Source organism: Staphylococcus sp. HMSC059F04 (assembly GCF_001812565.1).
In the GTDB taxonomy this organism is placed as follows: domain Bacteria; phylum Bacillota; class Bacilli; order Staphylococcales; family Staphylococcaceae; genus Staphylococcus; species Staphylococcus lugdunensis.
Map to the genome: position 1 here is coordinate 1 of NZ_KV809467.1, position 25141 is coordinate 25141.

28 protein-coding genes, 1 pseudogene and 1 riboswitch are annotated in these 25141 nt (G+C 33.6%); of the genes and pseudogenes, 11 read left to right on the forward strand and 18 right to left on the reverse strand.

Annotation, left to right across the window (positions count from 1 at the left end):
- The 11 genes and pseudogenes from HMPREF2864_RS04325 to HMPREF2864_RS04365 all read right to left on the reverse strand — a co-directional run.
- Nucleotides 1-445 (reverse strand): pathogenicity island protein (locus HMPREF2864_RS04325; RefSeq protein ID WP_070545187.1); only part of this gene is annotated, 445 nt, incomplete at its 3' end.
- Between the two features lie 13 nt (nt 446-458).
- Nucleotides 459-824, reverse strand: a complete 366-nt coding sequence (locus HMPREF2864_RS04330) for a hypothetical protein (RefSeq protein WP_070545189.1) — start codon at nt 822-824, stop codon at nt 459-461.
- Complete coding sequence (locus HMPREF2864_RS12290) at nt 817-1149, reverse strand: pathogenicity island protein (RefSeq protein ID WP_070545191.1); 333 nt, start codon at nt 1147-1149, stop codon at nt 817-819. Before HMPREF2864_RS12290 ends, HMPREF2864_RS04330 begins: the two co-directional genes overlap by 8 nt.
- 272 nt (nt 1150-1421) lie before the next feature.
- Complete coding sequence (locus HMPREF2864_RS04340) at nt 1422-2777, reverse strand: DNA primase family protein (protein WP_070545194.1); 1356 nt, start codon at nt 2775-2777, stop codon at nt 1422-1424.
- A gap of 11 nt (nt 2778-2788) precedes the next feature.
- Entirely contained in the window at nt 2789-3658 is an 870-nt protein-coding gene (locus tag HMPREF2864_RS04345) for a primase alpha helix C-terminal domain-containing protein (protein WP_070545196.1), read from the reverse strand.
- 66 nt (nt 3659-3724) lie between these two features.
- Entirely contained in the window at nt 3725-4042 is a 318-nt protein-coding gene (tscT, locus tag HMPREF2864_RS04350; protein WP_070545198.1) for a type II toxin-antitoxin system toxin TscT, read from the reverse strand.
- Entirely contained in the window at nt 4042-4386 is a 345-nt protein-coding gene (locus HMPREF2864_RS12395; RefSeq protein WP_335682147.1) for a ParB N-terminal domain-containing protein, read from the reverse strand. Before HMPREF2864_RS12395 ends, tscT begins: the two co-directional genes overlap by 1 nt.
- A 12-nt stretch (nt 4387-4398) precedes the next feature.
- Nucleotides 4399-4599 (reverse strand): annotated as a pseudogene (gene tscA / locus HMPREF2864_RS12295) (type II toxin-antitoxin system antitoxin TscA); the annotation flags it as partial.
- On the reverse strand, nt 4592-4738 hold the full coding sequence (locus HMPREF2864_RS12135; RefSeq protein WP_162852058.1) for a hypothetical protein: 147 nt from the start codon (nt 4736-4738) through the stop codon (nt 4592-4594). The pseudogene tscA and the gene HMPREF2864_RS12135, both read right to left, overlap by 8 nt.
- A 46-nt stretch (nt 4739-4784) precedes the next feature.
- Nucleotides 4785-5045, reverse strand: a complete 261-nt coding sequence (locus HMPREF2864_RS04360) for a hypothetical protein (RefSeq protein WP_070545202.1) — start codon at nt 5043-5045, stop codon at nt 4785-4787.
- A gap of 45 nt (nt 5046-5090) precedes the next feature.
- Nucleotides 5091-5318: a helix-turn-helix transcriptional regulator gene (locus tag HMPREF2864_RS04365; RefSeq protein WP_000494396.1), complete on the reverse strand. Its 228-nt coding sequence runs from the start codon at nt 5316-5318 to the stop codon at nt 5091-5093.
- A gap of 116 nt (nt 5319-5434) precedes the next feature.
- On the opposite strand from HMPREF2864_RS04365, the gene HMPREF2864_RS04370 reads away from it, so the two are divergent.
- Together HMPREF2864_RS04370 and HMPREF2864_RS04375 are read left to right on the forward strand one after the other, a co-directional pair.
- Nucleotides 5435-6220, forward strand: coding sequence for a helix-turn-helix domain-containing protein (locus HMPREF2864_RS04370; protein ID WP_070545204.1), 786 nt, complete (start codon nt 5435-5437; stop codon nt 6218-6220).
- A gap of 83 nt (nt 6221-6303) precedes the next feature.
- On the forward strand, nt 6304-7440 hold the full coding sequence (locus tag HMPREF2864_RS04375; RefSeq protein ID WP_070545206.1) for a site-specific integrase: 1137 nt from the start codon (nt 6304-6306) through the stop codon (nt 7438-7440).
- 93 nt (nt 7441-7533) lie between these two features.
- On the opposite strand, the gene guaA is transcribed toward HMPREF2864_RS04375, so the two are convergent.
- The 4 genes from guaA to xpt form a co-directional block, all read right to left on the reverse strand.
- Nucleotides 7534-9075, reverse strand: a complete 1542-nt coding sequence (gene guaA / locus HMPREF2864_RS04380) for a glutamine-hydrolyzing GMP synthase (protein WP_070545208.1) — start codon at nt 9073-9075, stop codon at nt 7534-7536.
- A gap of 128 nt (nt 9076-9203) precedes the next feature.
- Entirely contained in the window at nt 9204-10670 is a 1467-nt protein-coding gene (guaB, locus tag HMPREF2864_RS04385; protein WP_002492164.1) for an IMP dehydrogenase, read from the reverse strand.
- Between the two features lie 36 nt (nt 10671-10706).
- On the reverse strand, nt 10707-11975 hold the full coding sequence (pbuX, locus tag HMPREF2864_RS04390) for a xanthine permease PbuX (RefSeq protein ID WP_002461123.1): 1269 nt from the start codon (nt 11973-11975) through the stop codon (nt 10707-10709).
- On the reverse strand, nt 11972-12553 hold the full coding sequence (xpt, locus tag HMPREF2864_RS04395; RefSeq protein WP_002461121.1) for a xanthine phosphoribosyltransferase: 582 nt from the start codon (nt 12551-12553) through the stop codon (nt 11972-11974). The genes pbuX and xpt overlap by 4 nt, the downstream gene beginning before the upstream one ends.
- Before the next feature lie 214 nt (nt 12554-12767).
- Nucleotides 12768-12870, reverse strand: a riboswitch (purine riboswitch).
- A 216-nt stretch (nt 12871-13086) separates the two neighbouring features.
- On the opposite strand from xpt, the gene HMPREF2864_RS04400 reads away from it, so the two are divergent.
- The 4 genes from HMPREF2864_RS04400 to HMPREF2864_RS04415 all read left to right on the forward strand — a co-directional run bounded on the left by HMPREF2864_RS04400 (nt 13087) and on the right by HMPREF2864_RS04415 (nt 17447).
- On the forward strand, nt 13087-13494 hold the full coding sequence (locus HMPREF2864_RS04400) for a general stress protein (RefSeq protein ID WP_002461120.1): 408 nt from the start codon (nt 13087-13089) through the stop codon (nt 13492-13494).
- A 145-nt stretch (nt 13495-13639) separates the two neighbouring features.
- The gene (locus HMPREF2864_RS04405) at nt 13640-14311 is read left to right on the forward strand and encodes a hypothetical protein (RefSeq protein ID WP_070545210.1); all 672 of its coding nucleotides are present in this window, start codon (nt 13640-13642) and stop codon (nt 14309-14311) included.
- A 117-nt stretch (nt 14312-14428) separates the two neighbouring features.
- The gene (locus tag HMPREF2864_RS04410; RefSeq protein WP_002461118.1) at nt 14429-15439 is read left to right on the forward strand and encodes a hypothetical protein; all 1011 of its coding nucleotides are present in this window, start codon (nt 14429-14431) and stop codon (nt 15437-15439) included.
- A 619-nt stretch (nt 15440-16058) separates the two neighbouring features.
- Nucleotides 16059-17447 (forward strand): L-cystine transporter, encoded by a 1389-nt coding sequence (locus tag HMPREF2864_RS04415; RefSeq protein WP_002461117.1) that lies wholly within the window; start codon nt 16059-16061, stop codon nt 17445-17447.
- A gap of 184 nt (nt 17448-17631) precedes the next feature.
- On the opposite strand, the gene HMPREF2864_RS04420 is transcribed toward HMPREF2864_RS04415, so the two are convergent.
- Entirely contained in the window at nt 17632-18387 is a 756-nt protein-coding gene (locus HMPREF2864_RS04420; RefSeq protein WP_002492181.1) for an NADPH-dependent oxidoreductase, read from the reverse strand.
- A 165-nt stretch (nt 18388-18552) separates the two neighbouring features.
- Between HMPREF2864_RS04420 and HMPREF2864_RS04425 the strand changes: the two genes are divergently transcribed.
- The 5 genes from HMPREF2864_RS04425 (at nt 18553) to HMPREF2864_RS04445 (ending at nt 23469) form a co-directional block, all read left to right on the forward strand.
- Nucleotides 18553-19332, forward strand: a complete 780-nt coding sequence (locus HMPREF2864_RS04425) for a 2-keto-4-pentenoate hydratase (RefSeq protein WP_002461115.1) — start codon at nt 18553-18555, stop codon at nt 19330-19332.
- 526 nt (nt 19333-19858) lie between these two features.
- Nucleotides 19859-20428 (forward strand): alkyl hydroperoxide reductase subunit C, encoded by a 570-nt coding sequence (ahpC, locus tag HMPREF2864_RS04430; protein WP_002461114.1) that lies wholly within the window; start codon nt 19859-19861, stop codon nt 20426-20428.
- A gap of 17 nt (nt 20429-20445) precedes the next feature.
- Nucleotides 20446-21969, forward strand: coding sequence for an alkyl hydroperoxide reductase subunit F (ahpF, locus tag HMPREF2864_RS04435; RefSeq protein WP_070545212.1), 1524 nt, complete (start codon nt 20446-20448; stop codon nt 21967-21969).
- A 418-nt stretch (nt 21970-22387) separates the two neighbouring features.
- Nucleotides 22388-23011, forward strand: coding sequence for an NDxxF motif lipoprotein (locus HMPREF2864_RS04440; protein ID WP_002461112.1), 624 nt, complete (start codon nt 22388-22390; stop codon nt 23009-23011).
- 206 nt (nt 23012-23217) lie between these two features.
- Nucleotides 23218-23469 (forward strand): hypothetical protein, encoded by a 252-nt coding sequence (locus HMPREF2864_RS04445; RefSeq protein ID WP_002461111.1) that lies wholly within the window; start codon nt 23218-23220, stop codon nt 23467-23469.
- 224 nt (nt 23470-23693) lie between these two features.
- Here the strand turns inward: HMPREF2864_RS04445 and HMPREF2864_RS04450 are convergent, their stop codons facing one another.
- Nucleotides 23694-24272, reverse strand: coding sequence for a histidine phosphatase family protein (locus HMPREF2864_RS04450; RefSeq protein WP_002461110.1), 579 nt, complete (start codon nt 24270-24272; stop codon nt 23694-23696).
- A 469-nt stretch (nt 24273-24741) separates the two neighbouring features.
- Nucleotides 24742-24993 (reverse strand): GlsB/YeaQ/YmgE family stress response membrane protein, encoded by a 252-nt coding sequence (locus tag HMPREF2864_RS04455; protein WP_172412362.1) that lies wholly within the window; start codon nt 24991-24993, stop codon nt 24742-24744.
- Nucleotides 24994-25141: the final 148 nt, after the last annotated feature.

The window sequence follows — 25141 nt, forward strand, 5'->3', positions numbered from 1 at the left end:
TACTAGACTGAACACCCTCAAGTTCTTCAACATTCAATCCACCCTCAATATAAGTAAACATATCTGTGTTATTACTTTCTGCGAATGTTTGTAGTCCATACATGAAATATTCATCTTCGAATAATTGTCTTGCCATCATATCACTAATAGATAGGTGCTTATCATCATGTAATTCAAAACCGTTATAATATCCCTCAATACTTCTTATTAGCCCCTCTGTGTGCTTAGGAGACGCTAATTCGAATGACTTTCTCACTTTGCAATCTTTAATATATACATGACCGAATAACTTCCCGTTCATCATCACATAAACCATATCAAATGGATCATTATATATTTTAAAAGCGAAGTGGTTATCTCTACTGCTCTCTAACAATCCTGTGTAGTACCTTAATAACGTAGCTGCTCTTGTTTCAAATTGATTTGCGATAATTTCTATATTCATATTCATTCACTCCTTATTTAGTCACTCTCAGTAACATCGGTACCCATGAAGGTACTTCAGTTTGTTGCCCATATTCTGGGTAAGTAATGGCTAATGGTAAACTTGGCACCCTACCATCTAACAAATAGCGCATGACATAGTTTCCTCTATAAATTAAATCAAGATGTTCTTCCTTAACTAACTCAATCAACGCATACATTGTGAGCTTATTCCAACCACTCCAAAAAACGATATTCTTATCCTGATCATGTGTCACACTCGTTTTACCTTTATAGTCATGATCTAACTCTTTAAATAAATCTTCTAACTGATAAATAGGAATTTCCTCATATTCTTTTACATAATCGTACATATACTGTTTAAGTTGCTCTTTATCCATGTGACTCCTCCTTAATCAAATTAAATGTTACTGGTAACCAATGATACGTATTTATACATTCAGATTTCACAATTGGAAAATTTAAACTTTTACCATCTACTATATAAATAAATGGCTCACACGTGCTCATTTCAATTAATCCTTCGTTAACTAAACTACTAACCACTTTAAAAGCTTGTTCATTCCACCCATACCAAAATATAATGTTATTGTTCTCTGCACTGGTATAAGCTCCGTTTCCTTTGTATTCAAAATGATACTCATCAAATATTTTTTCTATTTCTACAAACGATGTGCCAGCATTTTCAGTTATATATTTAATAATCTTATTTTTTTATATTGTTCATGCCACTTCTTCTTTAAATGAAAGGAATATCAAACAATGAAATGTAAATCAAACTTGTCATATCAGTGTTTATCAATAATACCTTTCACATTTCAGTAGTTTTGCTATATTGTATATTCTTTTTTCTACTTTTATGAATTACTATTGAATGAATATATGAGTGAAAGGTGAAAGGAAATATAATAAAACACTATAGTAGCAAGCGTTTTACACCTTTCATGTTATACAAATACCTTTCACTCAGATGAAAGTTACAATCTTTGACCATCAAAATCATAGTAATTCTCAGTAGTATCTTTATAGTAAAAACGGACTGACCTTTGTTTTTCTCTAGACCATTTCATTTTAGTTTTATAACCTAGCCTAGCCATTTCTTTAGAAAAGTTAGACTTGTTTAAGAGCATATAACCATTATTCGGTGCCCATATATTGTAAATTTCATAAGTCCTATTAGTAGGTCTGCCTTCTGCTAATGGTAATTGTCTGTAATCCTTATCTGTCGCATCTTCAATGAACTGCAGAACTGGGTTATTATCAAATTGATACTCCTCTTTTGTCTTTCTAGCAATTTTCGGTTCGATAATCTCGTTATTTTCTAATGTTCTTTTTAAACCTTTTAAAGCTAAATTAAGTAAGGCTGACATATTATGTGGTGTTATCAATTTGTTCAATAACATTGGATCTTTTTTCTGCCCACCTTTGCCGAACTTACGCAGCATAGGAATAATTACCATACGTCTATAAAAACCTTCACTCTTATCATTACTCATTGGTAACTCGTTACTTGCGAAGATGAGTTTTACATATGGCTTAAACTCAAAAGCGTCTTGCCCTTTAAATTCAAGTGTGATGTAGTTTCCTGTTACAATGATTTTGAAATTGCCCGTATCCTTAATACGATTAGGATCTATATCATCAGCAATATTTACTAATTTACCTTGTAAGTTTGCAGGTTTAAATTTATCGTTTAAATCGTTAAAAGATAGTGCTGTAGTATTTTCTGGATTATAGAAATGATGTAATAATTTAAGTAATGTAGTTTTACCGTTACCACCTGGACTATAGTAAAAGAATGCGACCTGTAAAAAGTTATCGCGGTATAAACCATAACCAATCATTTCGTATATTAGTTGTTCTACTTCTTCATCATCATTTGATATATCTTTAATAAATCGTTCTATTAAATCACTTTGTGCTTGTTCATTAAAATCAACATCAATAATATTGGTTATATAGTATTGAGGACTAAACGACTTTAATTTTTCTTCAACAGTATCGTATATACCGTTTTTTAATCCTATATAACGTGCTGAACATTGTTCTTGATAATTATTCATGCATAGAGTTTTTAACTTCTGGTATACTTCCTTATTTTGTTGTTCTCGTAATGACGGGATATATTTGATAGTCATTTTACGCACAACATCTATATTAAGCAGCTCGTACTTCTTGCCTGTAAAAACATGAGGGCGATTATCGATATAGCAACCATGAAATTCTTCATAAAGAAATAAAGCAAACTCATAAAACTTAAATCTATTTCCATCAAAAAATTCTTTTTCATCAAATATTGATCTATCTTCCAAATAATCTGGAAATATGCCCATATTAAACCTCCTTATTGATGTTCTCTTTTGTATATTGATTCGAATGTGGCGTTAAACTCTCTTGAACTTAATGGAGGCTTACAATTCTCATTCCACATATAACAATATGCATATACTAAAGGATCTGGTACACGTCTATTGAGTAATACACCTATCAATGACGTTAAAGTTTGATTACGATTACCTGTAGAGACTCCAAATGCAATAGACTTCCAGAAATCGTTATCACGTCGTTTTGGATATTTAAATTTAGTTAATCCTTTATGTTTTTCTCTATATTTATCACACCACTGATTGAGAGTTTTAGTGTCTAAAATTGGTGCGTCATTATACTTATATAGAAAAGGATATTTACCTTTTATATAAACTGGCAAAGCCATTGCTCTACTAGGTTGAAAACTCCCCTCATCTACTGGATGACCTATCTTATTCGCTAATACTTTTGTATATTTACGATACTCATCTGCACTTATACGCTCACTCAAAGCGATATATAAACGTATTCTAGGGCTTTCTGTCCGATGGTTAAAAGTTGTGTGATACATCCATGAAACATCTTTTAAAGTGTCTGTTATCGCGTCATGTAATAATCTCAACTTGGGTATATCATCGTAGTCCAGCACTAGGACATCACGATAAATCACATTTTCGTCTTTGCGGTACTTCTTATATTTATTTCCTTTTTTGTCACTATCGTCTTTTATATCACCATAAACAGCAACACCGCGTGCATACTTATAATTTGCTTCTATAGGCACAGACAGTTTATTAATTAACTTACTCCATTTAGGTTTTGAAAAGCTCTTAAATGAACGTGAGTCTAAACTTTCATAATGTACAACTGAAATTTGTGTATCGTATTCTAATTTAATTTCATTCATTTTTTGCACCTCTTAATGAAACAACAGAGCAAAGATGTTATAATAAAAATAGTTATTTTTTATTAATTACTCTGTAATTTTTAATTTCTTTGCGTCATCTGATTCCTCGCCAAAGTTCTCAGATGATGCTTTTTCTAATTCATGAAACTTATTCATTAAACCGTCTAATTCTTTCAAATAAGTAAGCATTAATTCTGTAACTTGTTCGTTGTGAATTCTATGTTCGTTATACGCTAGAGCGTAATTAACCACTTCTTCTTTAGTTTTTAACGATCTCTTCGTAAATCGTTCATCTACAAACCATGTATGTGTAGTCGCTACATCTTCCAACTTTTCTTTTACTACCTCTATATCACACATTAAATTTCTAATTTCCCAACTCATTAATCTTCGTCCTCCACTTCAACATCTGGATATACTTCATATTCTTCGTCGTATTCATCATGAAACTTATTCATATTAACAAAAATTCGTGCTTCATCTTCAACAGTTAACCCATGTAATACTTCAGCAGGACATTCTACATAACCTAGATGTTTAAGCGCTTCAACTCGACGAATACCATCAATAATATATAGTCCATCTTCTCTCGCACTAACTGTGATATATCCAATTGCAAGTCTTTCAAAATTTTCAACAATACCATCTGCACTAGGATTATCTAAAGAACGATAACTATAATCCACTTTCAAATCATTAATTTTTACTGTTTCAATTTTATTATTCATTTTTCCATTCTCCTCATTGATATTAAAATTTTTCTCTAACTCTTGGACTGCCCATTTCATTATCAATTCTAAGTGCTTTTCACGACTGATCTCTGAAACCACTTCAATACCATTAACATATTCTGTGTGTTCATAACTTTCCAAATTATTCATGACACTTAACTCAAGTTGATAAACCACGTGTTCTATTACTTCTTTTTGTTCATTATTCATTTTCTAATCCTCCTGTTAAATTAAATCCATAAGTTACCATCATGCCGTACACACTAAAAGCGACATACATGTTAGATATTGCTAGTAACAAAATTGTTAATAGCGATGTTAAAGTTATATAAAGTAAATTCAATTTCATTGTGTTTCCTCCTCATAGCTTCATATTCTCACGCGTTGCAGACGCTTCACTTTTTCATTTGTTCAATTACATTTTCGATATCTTGTCGATCATAGCGAATTGTTTTACCAATCTTAACTTTACGAAGTCCCATCATTTCCCACTCGGTTATAACCTTGTGAGTCACGTTGTATTCTTCCATGACTTCTTTTTGAATGAGATATCGCTTACGTGATTGCTTAACTTTTTCTAAAGCTATTTTTTCGGCAATATCAACTATGCTATTAACTAACTGTTGACTAGTCTGTTCACTAAGTAGTTGGCTCATATTATTCCTCTCCCACCATTTTATCTCTAATTGAGATATTTATATTCAGATAAAAAACACTTCTTTATCAATATCAAGGAACTCAGAAATAATTTTTATCTCATAGTCATGAAATGAGAACAACCCTTTTTCTTTAGATTCATATTGCCTTCTATCAATACCTATTAATTGAGCTAAATAAGTAGCAGAAAGACCTCGTTTTAACCTCTCCTCTTTCAATTTGGTTTTAGGTTTTAAAAATTGTTGTTTTAATTCTGATTTTTTCGTAAACATATTCTCACCTCCTCAAACAAATTATCTCAAAACGAGATATTTATTTCAACATTAAATATTGCAAATTGAGATATTTTTTTCGATATGATATCATTTGGATGGAAGGAGCTGGTCAAATGGCAGAATTACCAACACATTACGGCACAATTATTAAAACTCTTAGAAAATACATGAAATTAACTCAAAGCAAATTGAGCGAAAGGACAGGATTTAGTCAAAACACCATTTCAAATCACGAGAACGGCAACAGAAACATTGGAGTAAATGAAATTGAAATCTACGGTAAAGGTTTAGGTATACCCAGCTATATTCTACACAGAATATCAGATGAGTTTAAAGAAAAAGGTTATAGTCCAACATTAAATGATTTTGCAAAATTTGATAAAATGTATAGTTATGTTAATAAAGCCTATTATAACGACGGCGACATTTATTATTCATCATACGATTTATATGATGAAACAATCAAATTGTTGGAATTGTTGAAAGAATCTAAAATCAATGTAAATGACATAGATTATGATTACGTACTTAAGTTGTACAAACAAATCCTTTCCACTGATACAGAAAAATCAATAATAAATTACGAGACTTTAGCAAATACTCGAAAATCAAGCGATAAAAAAAGAGAAATAACAATAGAAGAAATTGGTGAATTTCACGAAAAATATTTAAAACTATTATTCACCAACTTAGAAACTCATAACGATAGAAAAAAAGCATTAGCAGAAATAGAAAAACTAAAAGAAGAATCCATTTATTTAGGTGAAAAGTTACGCTTGGCTCCTAACCATCATTATGATGCTATTAAAGGTAAGCCAATGTATAAATTATACTTATATGAATATCCTGATAGACTAGAACATCAAAAAAAAATCATACTTGAAAAAGACACTAATTAATCATCATGCCACAAGGTAGCCATTCCTTAACGGCGTGTCAATCCAATCTCACGCGTTGCAGGCAATAGAAAGGATTGATTTATATGATTAAAAAATATAAGAAGAAAGACGGTTCGACTGCCTATATGTTTGTTGCATATTTAGGGACTGATCCAATCACGGGTAAGCAAAAGAGAACTACTAGACGAGGCTTTAAGACTGAAAGAGAAGCTAAAATTGCTGAGGCAAAACTTCAAACAGAAGTAAGTCAAAATGGCTTTCTAAACAACGATATAACGACGTTTAAAGAAGTATATGAGTTGTGGCTTGAACAGTATCAAAATACTGTAAGAGAAAGCACATATCAACGTGTTTTAACTTTATTTGATACAGCTATATTAGAACATTTCCAAGATGTATCTATTAAGAAAATAACCGTTCCATATTGCCAAAAAGTTATTAATAAATGGAACAAAAAGTATTCTGATATTAAAGCTATACGAATATACACATCTAATGTGTTTAAATATGCCGTAAGCCTTAAGATAATCGTTGATAATCCGTTTACACATACAAAAGCACCTAGAAAAAAAGAAGCGCAACAAGACGCGTCTACAAAGTATTATTCAAGTGATGAATTGAAACAGTTTTTAACTTTCGTTGAAGATGACCCATTATATTATGCTATTTTTCGAACATTAGCTTTTACTGGCTTTAGACGTGGAGAATTAATGGCTTTAACATGGAACGATATTGATTTTACTAAACAAACCATATCTATTAATAAGACTTGCGCAAGAGGTGCAAATTATAAACTGGTAATACAAGAGCCTAAAACAAAATCATCTCACAGAACAATAAGTATTGATGATAAAACTGCAAGTGTATTGAAATCATGGCGCACTCATCAAAGAGTGGAGTCCCTTAAATATGGTCATAATACCTCTGATAAGAATCAATATGTTTTCACTACTGTGCGTGATAATAAACCTTTATACCCAGAGCATTGTAATAAAGCATTAGACTTAATTTGTGAGAAGAATAATTTTAAGAGAATTAAAGTTCATGGTTTTAGACACACTCATTGTTCTCTTTTGTTCGAGGCTGGCCTTTCTATTCAAGAAGTACAAGATAGATTAGGTCACGGAGACATCAAGACAACTATGGATATTTACGCTCACGTAACTGAAAAACAACGTGATCAGGTGGCTGATAAATTCGCAAAATACATCAATTTTTAAGCATAACGTATTCAAAACGTATTCAACGCAAAATAAAAAAGGCTGGAAACCGCATAATAACGGTAACTCCAGCCTATCATTTGCTATATATAATTATTCCCACTCGATCGTACTTGGTGGCTTAGAAGTAATATCATAGACAACTCGGTTAACATGGTCTACTTCGTTTACGATACGACTTGAGATCTTTTGTAACATTTCCCAATCGATACGTGCAAAATCACTTGTCATACCATCAATTGATGTTACGGCACGGATACCAACTGTATAATCATATGTGCGATAGTCTCCCATGACACCTACAGATTGGATACCTGGTAACACTGTGAAGTATTGCCAAATATCTCTTTCAAGCCCTTCTTGACGAATGACTTCTCTTAGAATGGCATCTGATTCACGAACAATTTCTAATTTATCTTCGGTAATTTCACCTAATACACGGATACCTAAACCTGGTCCAGGAAACGGTTGTCGCCATACTAAATGTTCAGGAATACCTAGCTCAATACCTAAAGCACGTACTTCATCTTTAAATAGCGTATTGATTGGTTCAATTAATTCAAATTCCATATCTTCAGGCAATCCACCCACATTGTGATGTGACTTAATTGTTTGCGCCGTTTTTGTACCTGATTCAATGACATCGGTATAAAGTGTACCTTGAGCTAAGAAATCAACATCTGTTAACTTAGCCGCTTCATCATCAAAGACATAGACAAATTCGTTACCGATGATTTTACGTTTTTGTTCTGGATCTGAAACACCTTTTAATTTGTTCATAAAGCGCTCTTGTGCATTAACACGAATAATATTCATATCAAAGCCTTCGCCAAATTGTTCCATCACCATGTCACCTTCACCTTTTCGAAGTAATCCATGGTCCACGAAGATACATGTTAATTGATCGCCAATCGCTTTATGTAATAATACTGCGACAACAGATGAATCTACACCGCCACTCATCGCACATAACACTTTGCGGTCGCCAACACGTTTGCGAATTTTATCAATTTCAATATCGATAAAGTTCTCCATAGTCCACTCGCCAGTACAATTACATACTCGGCGCACAAAATTACGTAATAAATCGTTACCAAATTCTGTGTGACGTACTTCTGGATGGAATTGTACACCATAAATACGACGTGATTTATCTTCGATGGCAGCATAATTTGTGCTTGGGCTGTCGGCAATCACTTCAAAGCCTTCTGGTATTTCAATCACTTTATCAGAGTGGCTCATCCAAACGGTTTGTTCATCAGGTAAACCAAAGAATAATTCGTCTGATTTAGCATTAATCATTGCTTTACCATATTCTCTTTGGTTCGCACGTTCAACCTTTCCACCTAATAATTTAGTTGTTAATTGCATGCCGTAACAAATTCCTAATACAGGTATACCTAAATTATAAATTTCCGGATCAATTGTGAATGAACCTTCTTCATAAACTGAATTAGGACCACCTGATAAGATGATACCTTTCGGCTTCATACGTTTAATTTCTTCTATTGAAATTTCATGGTCATGTAATTCACTATACACACCCATTTCACGAATACGACGGGTAATCAGCTGATTGTATTGACTACCAAAGTCTAAGACAAGAATTAACTCTTGCTCTTGCGCCATTTCCATAGTTATAGTTCTCCTTTAAATTGAATTTATATAAATCATAGAGAGACGCTTTCCATGATGCCCTGAATGATTTCAGTTCTCAAAAAGCGTTCTCTCCTTGTGTTAAATAAAATGAATTAAATGTAATTTTAGAATGAGTAGTTTGGTGATTCTTTAGTAATTTGAACATTATGTGGATGGCTTTCAGCTAATCCTGCAGGTCCCATACGTGTGAATTGCGCTTCTTCACGTAATTGTTTTAAGTTTCTTGAACCTGTATAACCCATACCAGAACGCACACCGCCCATAAGTTGATAAACTGTATCTTGTAAAGGCCCTTTATACGCTGTACGTCCTTCAATACCTTCTGGCACAAATTTCTTAGGTGTCTTGTCTTCTTGGAAGTAACGGTCGTTAGACCCTCTTTCCATTGCGCCAAGTGAGCCCATACCACGATATACTTTGTATTGGCGTCCTTGGAAGACTTCTGTAGCACCTGGGCTTTCTTCTGTACCTGCTAATAAGCTGCCTAACATTACGGCATGGCCACCAGCAGCTAATGCTTTGATAATGTCTCCTGAGAATTTAATACCGCCGTCAGCAATAATTGCTTTATCATGTTTGCGCGCTTCCGTAGCACAATCGTAAATCGCTGTGATTTGTGGAACACCTACGCCAGCAACTACACGTGTTGTACAAATTGAACCCGGTCCGATACCCACTTTCACAACATCTGCACCCGCTTCATATAATGCTTTAGTTGCTTCTGCTGTTGCAACATTACCAGCAATTAATGTAATGTCTGGATATGTTTTTTTAATATGTTTAACTTGTTCAATCACACCTTTAGAATGACCATGTGCTGTATCAATAACTAAAGCATCGACGCCGGCTTCAACTAATTTTTGAGCACGAATATCTGTATCTTTCGCAATTCCAATAGCAGCTGCTACAAGCAAACGTCCGTGCTCATCTTTAGCTGCATGTGGGAATTCAAGCACTTTTTCAATATCTTTAATCGTAATTAAACCTTCAAGACGTCCATTTTCAACAAGTGGTAACTTTTCAATTTTATGTTCTTGTAATATAGCTTCTGCTTCATCTAATGTTGTACCTACTGGAGCTGTGATTAAATTATCTTTAGTCATGACATCAGAAATTTTAATCGAAAAATCTTCAATGAAACGTAAGTCTCGATTTGTAATAATACCAACAAGCGTACGCACTTCTTTATTATCCACAATTGGTACACCAGAAATGCGGTATTTCCCCATTAAAGCTTCTGCTTCATAAACACTTTCTTCAGGCGTTAAGAAAAATGGATTCATAATAACACCATTTTCTGAGCGCTTAACTTTTTGAACTTCGTCAGCTTGTTCTTCGACACCCATATTCTTATGAATCACGCCTAGTCCACCTTGTCTTGCCATTGCAATCGCCATTTTTGATTCAGTTACTGTATCCATACCTGCTGAAATAACTGGAATATTAAGTTTTAATTTATCTGATAATGCTACGCTCAAATCTACCTCATTTGGTAAAATATCTGATTCAGCTGGAATAAGTAATACATCGTCAAATGTTAATGATTCTTTAGCAAATTTGTTTTCCCACATTTAAATACAGCCTCCATTTTTTTATAGTTGATTCTATTATTTCACATTTTCTTCGCTTTGTTTATAGTTAATTCCATTAAAAAAGAAATTTAAAATGATAGCGGAAATTGCACCTAAGACAATCCCATTTTGAGTTAGCCATGCAAATTGTTCGCCTAAACCTTTAAAAGCTTGTGGTACTGCACTAATCCCTGTACCTAGACCAACCGATACTGCAATAATTAATAAGTTATTTTGATGTTTAAAATCAATATGACCTAAAATACTCACACCATAAGCCATGACCATTCCAAACATCGCAATCATTGCGCCACCTAGAACTGGCAATGGAATGATATTAGCTAAAGCACCTAGTTTAGGTAAGCATCCGCAAATTAATAATAGTACTACCATACCGTAAATAACTTTATTCTTTTTCGCACCAGATAAGGACACAAGGCCCACATTTTGAGAATAAGCCGTATAAGGAAAGGCATTAAAAATGGAACCTAAGACAATCGCAAGACCTTCCGCAGTGTAACCTTTGCGAAAATCCTTACGTTCAAGTTGTTTGCCTGTAATCTCACTTAATGCATGATAAACACCTGTAGATTCAATTAAGCTGACCATCGCCACTATAAAGAATACGAGGGTTGCACCAAAATCAAAACCAAAGCCTGCAAATCGCATTGGTCTCGGAATACCAAACCAGTGTGCTGCTCCAACTTGGTGAATATCAACAACACCTAAGAAACTAGCCAATACGGTACCAACAATAAGACCAATTAAAATCGCAATGGATTTAAAGAAACCTGTTGTAAAACGTTGAATAATTAAAATCACGACGAGCGTAACGGCGCCTAAAATTAAATTTTTAGGATCTCCATAATTTTTGGCACCTTCTCCACCAGCAAGGTAATTCATTGCTACAGGCATAAGATTAATCCCAATAATCGTTACTACACTACCTGTCACAACTGGTGGAAAGAATTTGACTAAATATGAGAAAAATGGTGCGATTAGTATCACTAGTATACCTGATAAAAAGAGCGAACCATAAAGAACGTCTAAACCTTTTGTTTGGCCAATCAGAATCATAGGTGCTACGGCTGTGAATGTACATCCTAATACGATAGGTAAGCCAGTACCTGTTACTTTATTGGCTTGTAAGAAGGTTGCAATACCACACATAAAGATATCAACTGTTACTAAATATGCAATTTCTTCAGGTGTGAACTTTAAGCTTGTCCCAACAATGATAGGTACAAGAATTGCGCCCGCGTACATAGCTAAGAGATGTTGCAAACTTAAGATGAAATTTTTCATTCATGGTCACCTAGTAAAGTCACTTTATTACCTTTTAAAGAAGCGACTTTACATAACGACGATACTTTTAAACCTGCATCTTCTAAACGCTGTCTTCCACTTTGGAAACTTTTTTCAACGACGATACCAATTCCGACAGTCTCTGCTTTAGCTTGATTCGCGATATCATATAATCCAAGTGAGGCATCCCCATTGGCTAAGAAATCATCGATAATAAGCACTTTATCATTTTCATCTAGAAATTCTTGTGACACAATGACTGTACTTGTTTTATTTTTAGTAAAAGAATGTATATCAGTACTAAAAAATCCATCTTTCAACGTACTCGGTTTTGCTTTTTTTGCAAATAAACATGGAACCTGGAAATGTAACGCTGCCATTATTGCCGGTGCAATGCCTGATGCCTCAATAGTTAAAATTTTTGTTACACCTTGATCTTTAAACTGCTCATAAAATGTCTGTCCTACATCATGCATTAATTGGGCATCTATTTGATGATTTAAAAACCCATCTACTTTCAAAATCTTTTCGTCAATGACGACGCCATCTTCAATAACCTTTTGTCTAAGCGATTCCACTTTCTAAAAACCTCCTCAAATTGTGTACAAAAAAATCCTCAAACCATAACCAGTTTCAGGATCTATGAGGTAACGACCAATACTTTAGATATTTATATCCAACCAATAGCAAATAGGTTTAGAAATTTCACTACATGTGCACTGTGTATAGTTGAAATTGCATTGATTTCCCTATTCATTGCTTACCTATTTAAATTGAGCTGAATAAACGTCTTTGTATTATCGCTAAACTCATAGTCATGTCGTTTGTGGCAACATGGTAGAAACTTCTAAAGCCATATTCTTCAGATTATATGAGTGATATAAATTATTTAATGATAATAGCAAACTTTGACACATTTTTCAATATAAGACATGTTCTTCAGCAGCATTATATCAACTTCTTTTAATGTAAGCGCTTCAAAAATTTGCGGCTATTATTTGTCATAAGATTTGCAATAGTTATATAATTGATTTGGTAACGTTTTTATTAAAAGACTTAAGGGTATATTTTTATTAAAAGTACAGAACGAAAATATTGGAGGGCGAAATTTATGACGAACTTTACTATAGTTAATAACGATTATGAATTGTACAAAGTTTTGGAAGACAAAAAAGCAGAAGGCTATTTAGAAAATGAATTAATGGTCATCAGTAAAAGTAAATTACACCTCGACGATTTGCACAACTCACAAATTACATTGATTGCTACAAGTGGTTCATTTAGTGACCAAATGTCTAAATTATTAACTGGTGAAGATGGCGAACATGCTGTATTATCACGTTTCCATCTTAATGATGAAGAATTAGAAAAGTATAAAAGTGAAATCTTAAATAATAAAATGCTTGTTGTTGCTGAACGCGATGACTCATCTCATAAAGAAGTAGATGAACATAATTCAGCTTATGAAAATATTGATATCACTCACTATGCTAATGAATCAAAAGGTCCAAAATCATAAGTGTCCTGTGCGTAGTACTTATGTATGAGTACTCAAATAAAGCGGGAGTAAGATTCAGACTTTAGAGGCGTTCTGTCTTACCCCGCTATTTTAATACCATCATTTTGATATGCTATAATGAGAAAAATGATTATGGGGTGAACTTATGAACTTTAAATTGATTGACAGTGTCAAAGATCCTTATTATCAACAAGCATTAACGTTATATGACAGTAAATTAGGTATAAAGCTGCAAGAAGATGCTCACATCTTTAAGCGTTCATTGGAAAATAACAAAACTGAAAATGACTATTCTTTTATAGTTGGTCTAAATGAGCATCAACAGGTTGTTAGTATGGCTACAGCACACTACGAAGCCACGACAAATTCTGCCTTTCTGATTTATTTATTAGCTCAAGATGGCCCTGAACACGACAACATTCTTGATGAAACCCTCACACATATTGAAGCTCAAATTAACTCACTTTCTAATAAAGTGCATAATAGAAACGTTAACTTTATTATGCTAGAAGTTCCTCAAACAACACCAAAAGAATTCGATGGCCAAAAGGATATTTTACATAGTAGACGCCAATTTTTATACGAGCATCAGTTTGAAAAACAGACAGACATTCGCTACTTACATCCGAATAATACTCCAGGTAATTCTGCTAGTGACGTTGACTTATTCATCAAACCTTACATTAAATTAAGTAAAGATGTATTCCCAGCAAGTGTAAAATCAAGTTACATATTAAAATATGTGTTTGCAAATGGTATTTCAAGAGATATCATTTATCCTTTGCTCGTTAAAATGAATTTACGCCGTCCTTTCTAACAATACTTGAAAACGATACGCTTTAGGGTTAAACTATCATATGAGGTTAGACTGACGTTTGAGTGACCGTAGACAAACGTCTCTATACATAAAACTAATAAAGAAAGGATTTAACATATGTTAACAAAAGAATTCGCCCAACGCGTTGAACTTAGTGAAAAACAAGTGCGCAAAATCGTTCAGCATTTAGAAGAACGTGGTTATCAATTAAGTAAAACTGAGTACCGAGGTCGTGAAGCCACAGATTTTAAAGAAGACGACATTGAATTATTCCGTGACATTGCAGACAAAGTGAAGCAAACAAATAGTTATGACCTTGCATTCGAGGAACTCGAACAGGAAAAAGATTTCTTGCAAGTACTTGTTAAAGAAGACAATAGCAAGTTGCCGACTAATCAAAATATTCCACAACTTGTAGAAGAGTTGCGCACAGAAATTCAAAAGATGCGTGAAGACCGCCAAATGCTTGGCCAAATGATGACTCAAGTCCATCAGCAACAGCAAGAATTAAAAGCCCTACAAACACAGCTAACAACTAAAATTGATGATAATACAGCATCAATTAAAGCGATTCAAACATCACAAGAAGATTTAGCAAATGCACAAAAAGCTCAAACAGCATATACAAGAAACGAATTAGTTAACGACATTATTAAAGCTCAACCGGTAGCACCAAATAGTAATCAAGAAGATGCAGCAACTAAAGCATCATCACTAAATGAATCTGACCTTGAATCTACAAAGGATAACCAAACTGCGAAACAGAATAATACAAAAACAGTTACAGCTGACAATCAAAGTAAGGAACAAAGTCATATTGAGACACCTTCAACTGATAGTGACAATCAATCAACAAAAGCTGAAGAGCAAGGAACAACTAGCAATGTATCAATTAAGGCCGATGACTCAATAACTAAACATTCAGATTCAGAATCAGAGTCAACATCTGAAGACAAATCAAAACAATTAGATGAAGATATTGCTAATTCATCTGAAACATCAACGCAGTCAACTTCTGAACAACAAAGTCAAACAGCAAATTCCGCTTCTTCTCAATCATCTTCAGTAAAACAACCGGCACCGAAAGAAGAGAAAAAGGGCTTCTTCGCACGCTTATTCAATTTATAAATTTTTATGTAATAAATAGAAAAACATGAGACATAACACTCAATTAAGAGGGAGCGGGACAGAATTCATAATGAATTCGTAGTCCCGCCCCGGCAAGGTTGACTAGGATTGAAAAAAGCTTAGTATCCAGCGTATTTTCAATCCAGTCAACTACTGCCAATATAGAACTCAGAGCCTAAAATATAATTATGTCCCAGACTCCATTTTGTTTAGTCGTCATTATTTCATTTCTTAAGTCAATTTCACCTTAACTAAATCATGTTTCATTATATTTCATTTTGAAATAACTTCTTGTTGATATGTTCTGGTCATTTTATTCCCTGCCACTCTTGATCTTTTTAACTCACATTTCTCATTAAAAAGCACTTATATTTTAAATCGCTCAACTATTTTGATTGCACGATTGATTCAATCTGCCTCCCATATTTCACCTCTCAAATGAATGATGGCATTTGCTATTTTATCCATACTACTTATATTTACTATAATTTTGTCTGAATAGTTTTACTTCTTTTATAGATATAATTTTTATATCTTTTATATTGAATTCTGTTATTAATAGTATTATCCTTATAATATATATCGGAATTAAAACAATAAATCTTTGGGAGGATTATACATGCAACATTTTTTTACAGTTATTAACGTCTTTATTTTAGTTGCCTTTATTGTTGCATTATGGATAATGGCTAAAAAGCACGTGTCATTCCCTAAACGCGTTTTTACTGCTTTAGGTATTGGGATTGTATATGGCATTGTGTTGCACCTTAGTTATGGCGTAGACTCAAATATATTAACGCAAACTACAGATTGGTTTAGTATTGTGGGCGATGGCTATGTAGCGTTACTACAAATGATTGTAATGCCACTCATATTTATTTCTATCGTCTCAGCCTTTAGTAAAATTGAAATAGGCGATAAATTTGCCAAAATAGGTAGTTATATTTTCGCTTTTTTAATTGGTACAGTGGCAATTGCTGCGATTGTCGGTATCATTTACGCGATGCTTTTCGGTTTAGATGCATCTAGTATCGATTTGGGTAGTGCTGAACATTCTCGTGGTACGGAAATAAGCAAGCAAGCTAAAGACCTTACAGCCAATACCTTGCCACAACAAATTTTAGAACTATTACCAAGCAATCCATTCCTTGACTTTACTGGTCAAAGAACTACTTCCACGATTGCCGTAGTTATTTTTGCTACGTTCGTTGGTTTTGCATACTTACGTGTGGCTCGTAAACAACCACAAAATGGCAGCCTTTTAAAACGTGGTATTGATGCGATATATGCACTGGTCATGGCTATTGTGACATTTGTTTTAAGACTTACACCATACGGTATTCTAGCCATTATGTCATCTACAATTGCTACAAGTGATTTTGCGGCAATATGGACATTAGGTAAATTTATGCTCGCATCATATGCAGCACTGATTACAATGTACATGATTCATCTAATCATTTTAGGTGGTTTGGGGCTTAACCCAATTAAATATATGAAAAAAACATTCGAAGTTATGGTCTTTGCGTTTACATCACGTTCAAGCGCAGGTGCATTGCCGCTCAATATCCAAACACAAACACAACGTCTTGGTGTCCCAGAGGGTATTGCTAACTTCTCAGCAAGCTTTGGTTTATCAATTGGTCAAAACGGCTGTGCCGGCATTTATCCAGCAATGCTTGCTATCATGGTAGCACCTGTCGCAGATGTCAAAGTAGATCTCAGCTTTATTTTAACCGTAGTTGCTGTAGTAATTATTAGCTCATTTGGTGTTGCTGGTGTAGGTGGCGGCGCAACATTTGCTTCTATCTTAGTATTATCAACATTAAACTTACCTGTAGCACTCGCTGGTGTCTTAATATCTATTGAGCCACTCATTGATATGGGACGTACCGCATTAAATGTCAATGATTCAATGCTAGCTGGTACAGGAACAGCTAAATTAACACGCCATCTCGATAAAGAAAAATTCAACTCTGAGCATTACGGTGATTTAACAACAAGTTAAAGCTAAACAAAAGGGAGCGGGGACAGAATTCATTATGAATTCTTAGTCCCGCCCCGGCAAGGTTGACTAGGATTGAAAAAGCTTGGTATAAGCGTATTTTTAATCCAGTCAACTACTGCCAATATAGAGTTCATAACTTAAAACATAATTATGTCCCAGCTTCTTTTATTCTATATATCAATGATTATCGTTTCATAAACCCCGCTTTATTTAATTGTTCTAACATATCTAGACGTGGTTTATTACTTAAGAAAGCCTGAACTTGGTCGGACCAGGTTTCTACTCGTGCACCATTTGTGCGCTTCTTATAATAGTCACTAACTAACTGGTCATATTCTATTAATACACGTGTGATATTGTCTTTATCTGCGTTATATTTATTTTGATGGAACACACTATCATATGGTAATCGTGGTTTTGGTGTCCCCTGCTCATCATCGGCTGGTTCACCTATAGCCATACCAAATAACGGGAAGGTATACTCAGGTAAGTCTAAAATGTCTCTCACTCTACCAACATCATTGCGCAATGAACCCAGATAAACGATGCCATAACCCATATCCTCGGCAGCGACTGCCATATTTTCAGCGACTAAAGCTACATCAATCGTACCTACCAATAATCCTTCTGCTGATTCAAATGATCCTGTCATATCATTATCTGTGCGTTCGTTAATCATTTGATGACGATAGTAATCAAGCACAAACACAAATAAATATCCATTATCGACAACGTATGGCTGTCCAGATACTTCTTTTAAATCTGTTTTAATTTGAGGATCATCAACGCCAATAATGGAATATGTTTGCAAGTAACTTGACGTTGAAGCACTTTGACCTGCTTCAACCAATTTTCTTACGACATCATCACTTAATGGTTTATCTTTAAATTGTCTCACAGAATGATGTTCTTTCATCAATTCATATGCATATTCTGACACATTATCCACTCCTTTATCGTTGCTTCATTATAACAATGATTTGTTAAATTGTATGTTTACTCGCTTCATACCCATTTAGTCATAAATTAAAAACATTTGCCATCAAAGTTAAATATCGTTATCATAATAGTAGAAATTTTCAGAATATTAAGGAGCGATGATAGTATGACTCAAGCTAATCAACACGTATCTTCAGCTTTATTTAATGCTTTTAAAACGCATCAACCTATTGAGTTTATAAGTAAATCTTATTCATTAAATGAGAGTGAAGCTTATCATACGCAAGATGATTTAATTAAACAACTACAATCTTATGAAGGTTCTAAAGTAGCTGGTTATAAAGTAAGTATGACCAGTGCGGCAACTCAAGCGATTGCCAATACCAACGAACCCGCTTACGGCACTATTTTATCAAGTAAAGTAGTCAAAGGGGGCGACACAATTTCATTATCTAAATTATTTAGTCCTTTGTTAGAGCCAGAAATTATGTTTAAACTGACGGCAGACTTACCTAAAGACTCAGATAATCTAACTATTTTATCTAATGTTAAAGTTGCGGCAGGCATTGAAATACCTGATGCGCGATATATCGATTGGTTCCCTAATTTCACTTTAGCCGATCTTATTTCAGACGATACAGCGACAGGTCTTATTGTAGTTGGCAAATTTGTTGACCCATTAGACTACGATGCATTCGCGAATATTCCGTTATCATTAGTAAAAGATGGCAAAGAAATCGCAACTGGCCTTTCAAATGAAGTATTAGGCAATCCTATTGAATCCGTAAAATGGTTAAACAATAAATTACAGTCTCAAGATAAGCAATTGAAAAAAGATCAAATCATATCATCAGGAACTTTTATCTCGCCATTAACTTTAGAAGAAGGTAATTATACAGCAAGCTATGGCGAAGTTGGTTCTGTTGACATAACGGTTACAAATTAAGATATGATTTAATTTATGATATTCAACAGCAATTCTTAACTACTATTTAATTGAGAAAATGAATATCTAATTGATAAAATTGTAAACAAAGATTCACATATAATATTAATTATTATCTATGATAGTCCTTATGCTAAACACAGAAGTAATTAGGTTCACAAACCTTTCTAAACTAATCATTCTTTTAATTCCAAAGTGGCAACCTACAATAACTATAATAAGTATGTAGCTGTTGCCACTTTTTTGTGTCTAGAATTTCTTGTCATGTTTTGCCAAGGTTAAAAGAGGTTAAATGGTAATATGAATATATTTTTAAGTTCTTGTATAATTTGTGAACTTTAATTCTAATTATTGAAGTTTATTAAGCTTAATTCATATCCTAATTATTTTCTGATAATTTAGTGAGTTACTTATGTTGACTATTTAAACTTGCCATGTGATAATAGCGATTAAGAGATTAGAATTATTATAATCAAGAAGTGATTCTAATTCACAATCTACAATCAAATTTAGGAGGAATTTACCTATGTCATTAATTAACAAAGAAATCTTACCGTTTACAGCAGAAGCTTATGATCCAAAGAAAGACGAATTCAAAGATGTTTCTCAAGATGATTTAAAAGGTTCATGGAGTGTTGTTTGCTTCTATCCAGCAGACTTTTCATTCGTATGTCCTACTGAATTAGAAGATTTACAAAATCAATACGATCAATTACAAGATTTAGGTGTGAATGTATTCTCAGTTTCAACAGATACTCACTTTGTACACAAAGCTTGGCATGACCATTCAGATGCGATTAGTAAAATCCAATACGTTATGATTGGTGACCCATCACAAGTTATTACACGTAACTTTGACGTATTAGATGAAGAATCAGGTCTAGCTCAACGTGGTACATTTATTATAGACCCTGATGGCGTTGTTCAAGCAGCTGAAATTAATGCTGACGGTATTGGCCGTGATGCAAGCACATTAGTACACAAAATCAAAGCTGCCCAATATGTTCGTCAACATCCAGGTGAAGTTTGCCCAGCTAAATGGGAAGAAGGTTCAGAAACGCTACAACCAGGATTAGATTTAGTAGGTAAAATTTAAGGGGGCATCCGAAAAGCATGCTTAACAAAGATTTAAAACAACAATTGTCTCAACTTCTTGACTTAATGGAAGGCGATGTTCAATTTGTAGCGAGCATTGGTTCCGACGATAAATCCAAAGAATTAAAAGATCTCTTAGATGAGATTTCAGGCATGTCAGAGCGTATAACAGTCGTTGAAAAAGACTTAAAACGTACGCCAAGTTTTTCAGTCAATCGTCCTAATGAAGAAACCGGCATTACCTTTGCCGGTATTCCATTAGGCCACGAATTCAATTCACTAGTCTTGGCTATCTTACAAGTAAGTGGTCGTGCTCCTAAAGAAAAAGAAAGCATTATTAATCAAATCAAAGCACTAGATGGTAGCTATCACTTTGAAACTTATGTTAGTTTAACGTGTCAAAAATGCCCAGATGTCGTTCAAGCATTAAACTTAATGAGTGTAATTAACCCTAACATTACGCATACGATGATTGATGGTGCGATTTTCCGCGATGAATCTGAAAATATCATGGCTGTGCCCGCTGTTTTCCTAGACGGTGAAGAGTTTGGCAATGGTCGCATGACAATTTCAGATATTTTATCTAAACTAGGTAGCACACAAGATGCTTCTGAATATGAAAATAAAGACCCTTATGATGTACTTATCATAGGTGGTGGACCAGCAAGTGGTAGTGCGGCTATTTACACAGCCCGCAAAGGCCTACGCACTGGAATTATCGCTGACCGTATTGGTGGTCAAGTTAATGATACAGCTGGCATTGAAAACTTTATTACAGTTAAACAAACGACTGGTAGTGAGTTTTCATCTAATTTAGCAGATCATATTGCGCAATATGACATTGATGCTATGACAGGTATTCGTGCCACAAATATCGAAAAAACAGATTCAGCTATTCGTGTTACACTCGAAAATAATGCAGTATTGGAAACAAAAACTGCGATTATTTCAACGGGCGCAAGTTGGCGTAAACTCAATGTTCCTGGAGAAGATCGCCTAATCAATAAAGGTGTGGCATTCTGCCCGCACTGTGACGGTCCACTTTTTGAAAATAAAAATGTGGCAGTTATCGGTGGTGGTAATTCAGGTGTTGAAGCAGCCATTGATTTAGCTGGTATAGTAAAACACGTTACATTATTTGAATTTACACCAGAGCTTAAAGCAGATACTGTTTTACAAGAACGTCTTCATTCATTATCTAATGTTGATATTACAACAAATGCTAGAACAACAGAAGTTCTTGGTGATGATCATGTGACTGGTATCCAATATGAAGATATGTCAACTAATGAAATTAAAGAATTAACTTTAGATGGTATCTTTGTTCAAATTGGATTAGTTCCTAATACAGCATGGTTAGGAAATGCAGTTGAGCTTAATGAACGTAAAGAAATTGTGACTGACCGCAATAATCAAACTAACGTTCCTGGTATCTTTGCTGCAGGAGATGTAACAGATCAAAAAAATAAACAAATTATTATCTCTATGGGATCAGGTGCTAATGCTGCATTAAACGCATTTGATTATCTCATCCGAAATTAATTAAATTAGCCCACCTATCAACAATATCTTTAAAGACGAACCTCGATAATGAGGTTCGTTTTTTATGTTTTAAAATGATGAAGTGAGCCAAGGGAACAGGACAGAATTCATTATGAATTCCTAGTCAACTACTACCAATATTTAGTTCATAACCTAAAACATAATGATTTCACAGTCTTTTGAAGACCTTTCATTATTCATCATTTTGCATCAGCAAAAACTTTCTAATGAATCCAATAAGTATACACTCTACGACACTAACTTTAATATCCATACAAATTATCGCCATATTTTCTTCATATTATAAAATTTAATATATCGTAAACGTTCATTTATTGTGATATACGTGATAATCTATTATTATTATGTATACAAACAAACATTCATGCGATAGTTATAAAGGAGTATACAAAATACGATGAAAAAAAGAATAATTTATGCTTTATTATTCACTATTGTGCTCGTCTTAAGCGCTTGCTCAAATGGTGATATAGATGATAATGACCACCACGCAAATGGTATCCATGCACCCAAAAATGTTAAAAAAATAACTGAAAAAGACATCTTTTCTTCTAATAAACAAAATGAAAAACTCAGTGAAAAAGAGATGAATCAAGCGATCCAAAAATATTTAGATGTTAATTCAATTATCCTTGACAATAAATATTTAATGCAAAGTAAATTAGATAAGCAATCTGATAGTCAAAATAAAGTAACTGACAAGCAGGCTAAAGAGTTAAGTCAATTATCTAATAATGCAGTTAAAAACGATATGCACTTCAAAAACTTTGTAAAAAATAATACCCTGCCAAAGGGATACGAAGCAAATACCGAACGTATCATTAAGTATTTTCATGCTTTAAATAGCACCATTTCTGATGTTGATAAATCTATTGAAGAATTAAACTATCAACCACAAAACTCAATTAATGTAGTAGATGTTCCAACACATTATGCTGGTGATGTAAATGGTAAAGTTCAAAACAAAATCAAATCTTTCTTAAACGATAAACATATTAAGACTGATGTCTTTGATAAATAAAACTAAGGCATAAGTTTATTGATGTCTCAGTTTACTCTAATTGCATGCGATGCTCATACCGCTAAGCGACTTTTTAGATGACACATGAAATGATGTTGAGTTCATAATTTAAATAATATGTTAAGAATATTGATTAAAGTTGGTAGCACAAACAAATTATGATACCCTTTATAGTGAAATAATAACACTATGGAGGGTATCACTATATGGACAAAGATTATTATAATGAACCTTTGTTTTGCAAAATTTTAAATTATATATCAACAATATGTATGTTATTAGCCTTAATTATCCTAATTATTAGCTTTTTTATTGATTTGCCTAAATTGATTATTCCTATACTATTAATTATCGGCTTATTGATTAACGTCATTCCTAATATTTATAAAAAGAATATGGGTATTGTTGTTACTGATATCATTATTGCCATCGTTATACTACTGCTTAATTTATATTAAATACGTGACAAAAATACGCTCGGTTAATATATCATTTTCTAGCATTAAAATTCTTTATTTTTGGCAGAAAGTGCCTGAGACATTATTATGTTCTAGGCTATGAACTAAATATTGGCAGTAGTTGACTGGATTGAAAATACGATGATACCAAGCTTTTTCAACCCTAGTCAACCTTGTCTGGGCGGGACTACTCATTCATCATGATTGCTGTCCCGCTCCTTATTTTATATTTCTACCACAATGGGTTTACAGTTTTCAATATGTATTTGCTTGGCGTCTTCACGTTTTAATACACCTAAATACACTAAGGCACAGCGAATAAGTATTTGATGCGCCACAACTACAATAGTATCATACGTCGAATTGACGGTATGATTAAAAAACGCTTCAAAACGATCAATAACGTCTTGATAGTTTTCTCCTTGAGGTACACGTTGAGTATAACTATTTCTAAAATTCATATATGATGATTGGGTAAAATATTTCTTATATTCGGATATCTGTTCGAGTTCTTGTTGATTTTTCCCCTCAAATACACCTAGGGAACGTTCTCTAAGCAATGGCGTTAGCGTCGTAGGAATATCATATGGGAAAATACAGCTATACGTCTGTACTGTGCGCTTTAAATCTGACACATAGACATGCTGAATATCTTTAGTATTAAAATAAGATTCAAGTGCCTGTGCACTATTTCTTCCCGTCTGTGTGAGATCAACATCAAGTTGTCCGCAATAGTATGTCTTACCTTGATGATTATCTAAATTAGCTTGTGATTCTCCGTGTCTAACAAAATATATTTTCATAGTCTATTACCTTTCATGCTGCAGAATATATTTATAATTTTAATGTCTCTTATCACAATACTTTTGTTGGGCAAACTATGATACAAACCAACATGATTTTAAGACTGTTACTTTGATGAATCAATCACAACAATTGTATCATACCTGAATACATCAATGTGATACAATTATTATTAAAAAAATATCATTATTAAGTAATTTCATTGTGCAAAATTTCTAATTATTATCACTATTTTTATTGCTAGTAACATGTAATCATGCTAAAATGTAACTGTAGTTAGAGATAACTACGTAGTCTTTTATATTCATGAACATAATACTCCTGGATGACGCCTTAACCCGACGTCATCCTCTTTTTTTATGTATTTTAAGGTAAATCCCATATAAACAATCTCATTAAAATAAAAAAGCGAACTATATCAGTACCGTCTTTACGATACTTGATACAGTCGCTCAAATGATACGATGTCTATTTTCTTAATGCTTTTAAAGCTAAAGAAATTAAGAAAATTAAAATGATTGAACCTAATAATGCTGGGAAAATGTAAATACCAGCAATAGATGGTCCCCAATGTCCTAGTAACCAACTACCTACAGCAGAACCTACAATACCAGCAATAATATTACCAAGTATACCACCTGGAATGTCTTTACCTAAAATGGCACCTGCTGCCCAACCAATTAATCCGCCGACTATAAGCATTAATATAAATCCCATAATTTATTCTCTCCTTCATCAATTAAATTATTATGTCCCTTATGTATACCACTCTGTCGACAATATAAACATCACAACAAAATTTATAGCATTTTTATATAAACTTTTTTAAAACTTGGTTTTATGGAATCTATATAACTTTCCTCGTGTT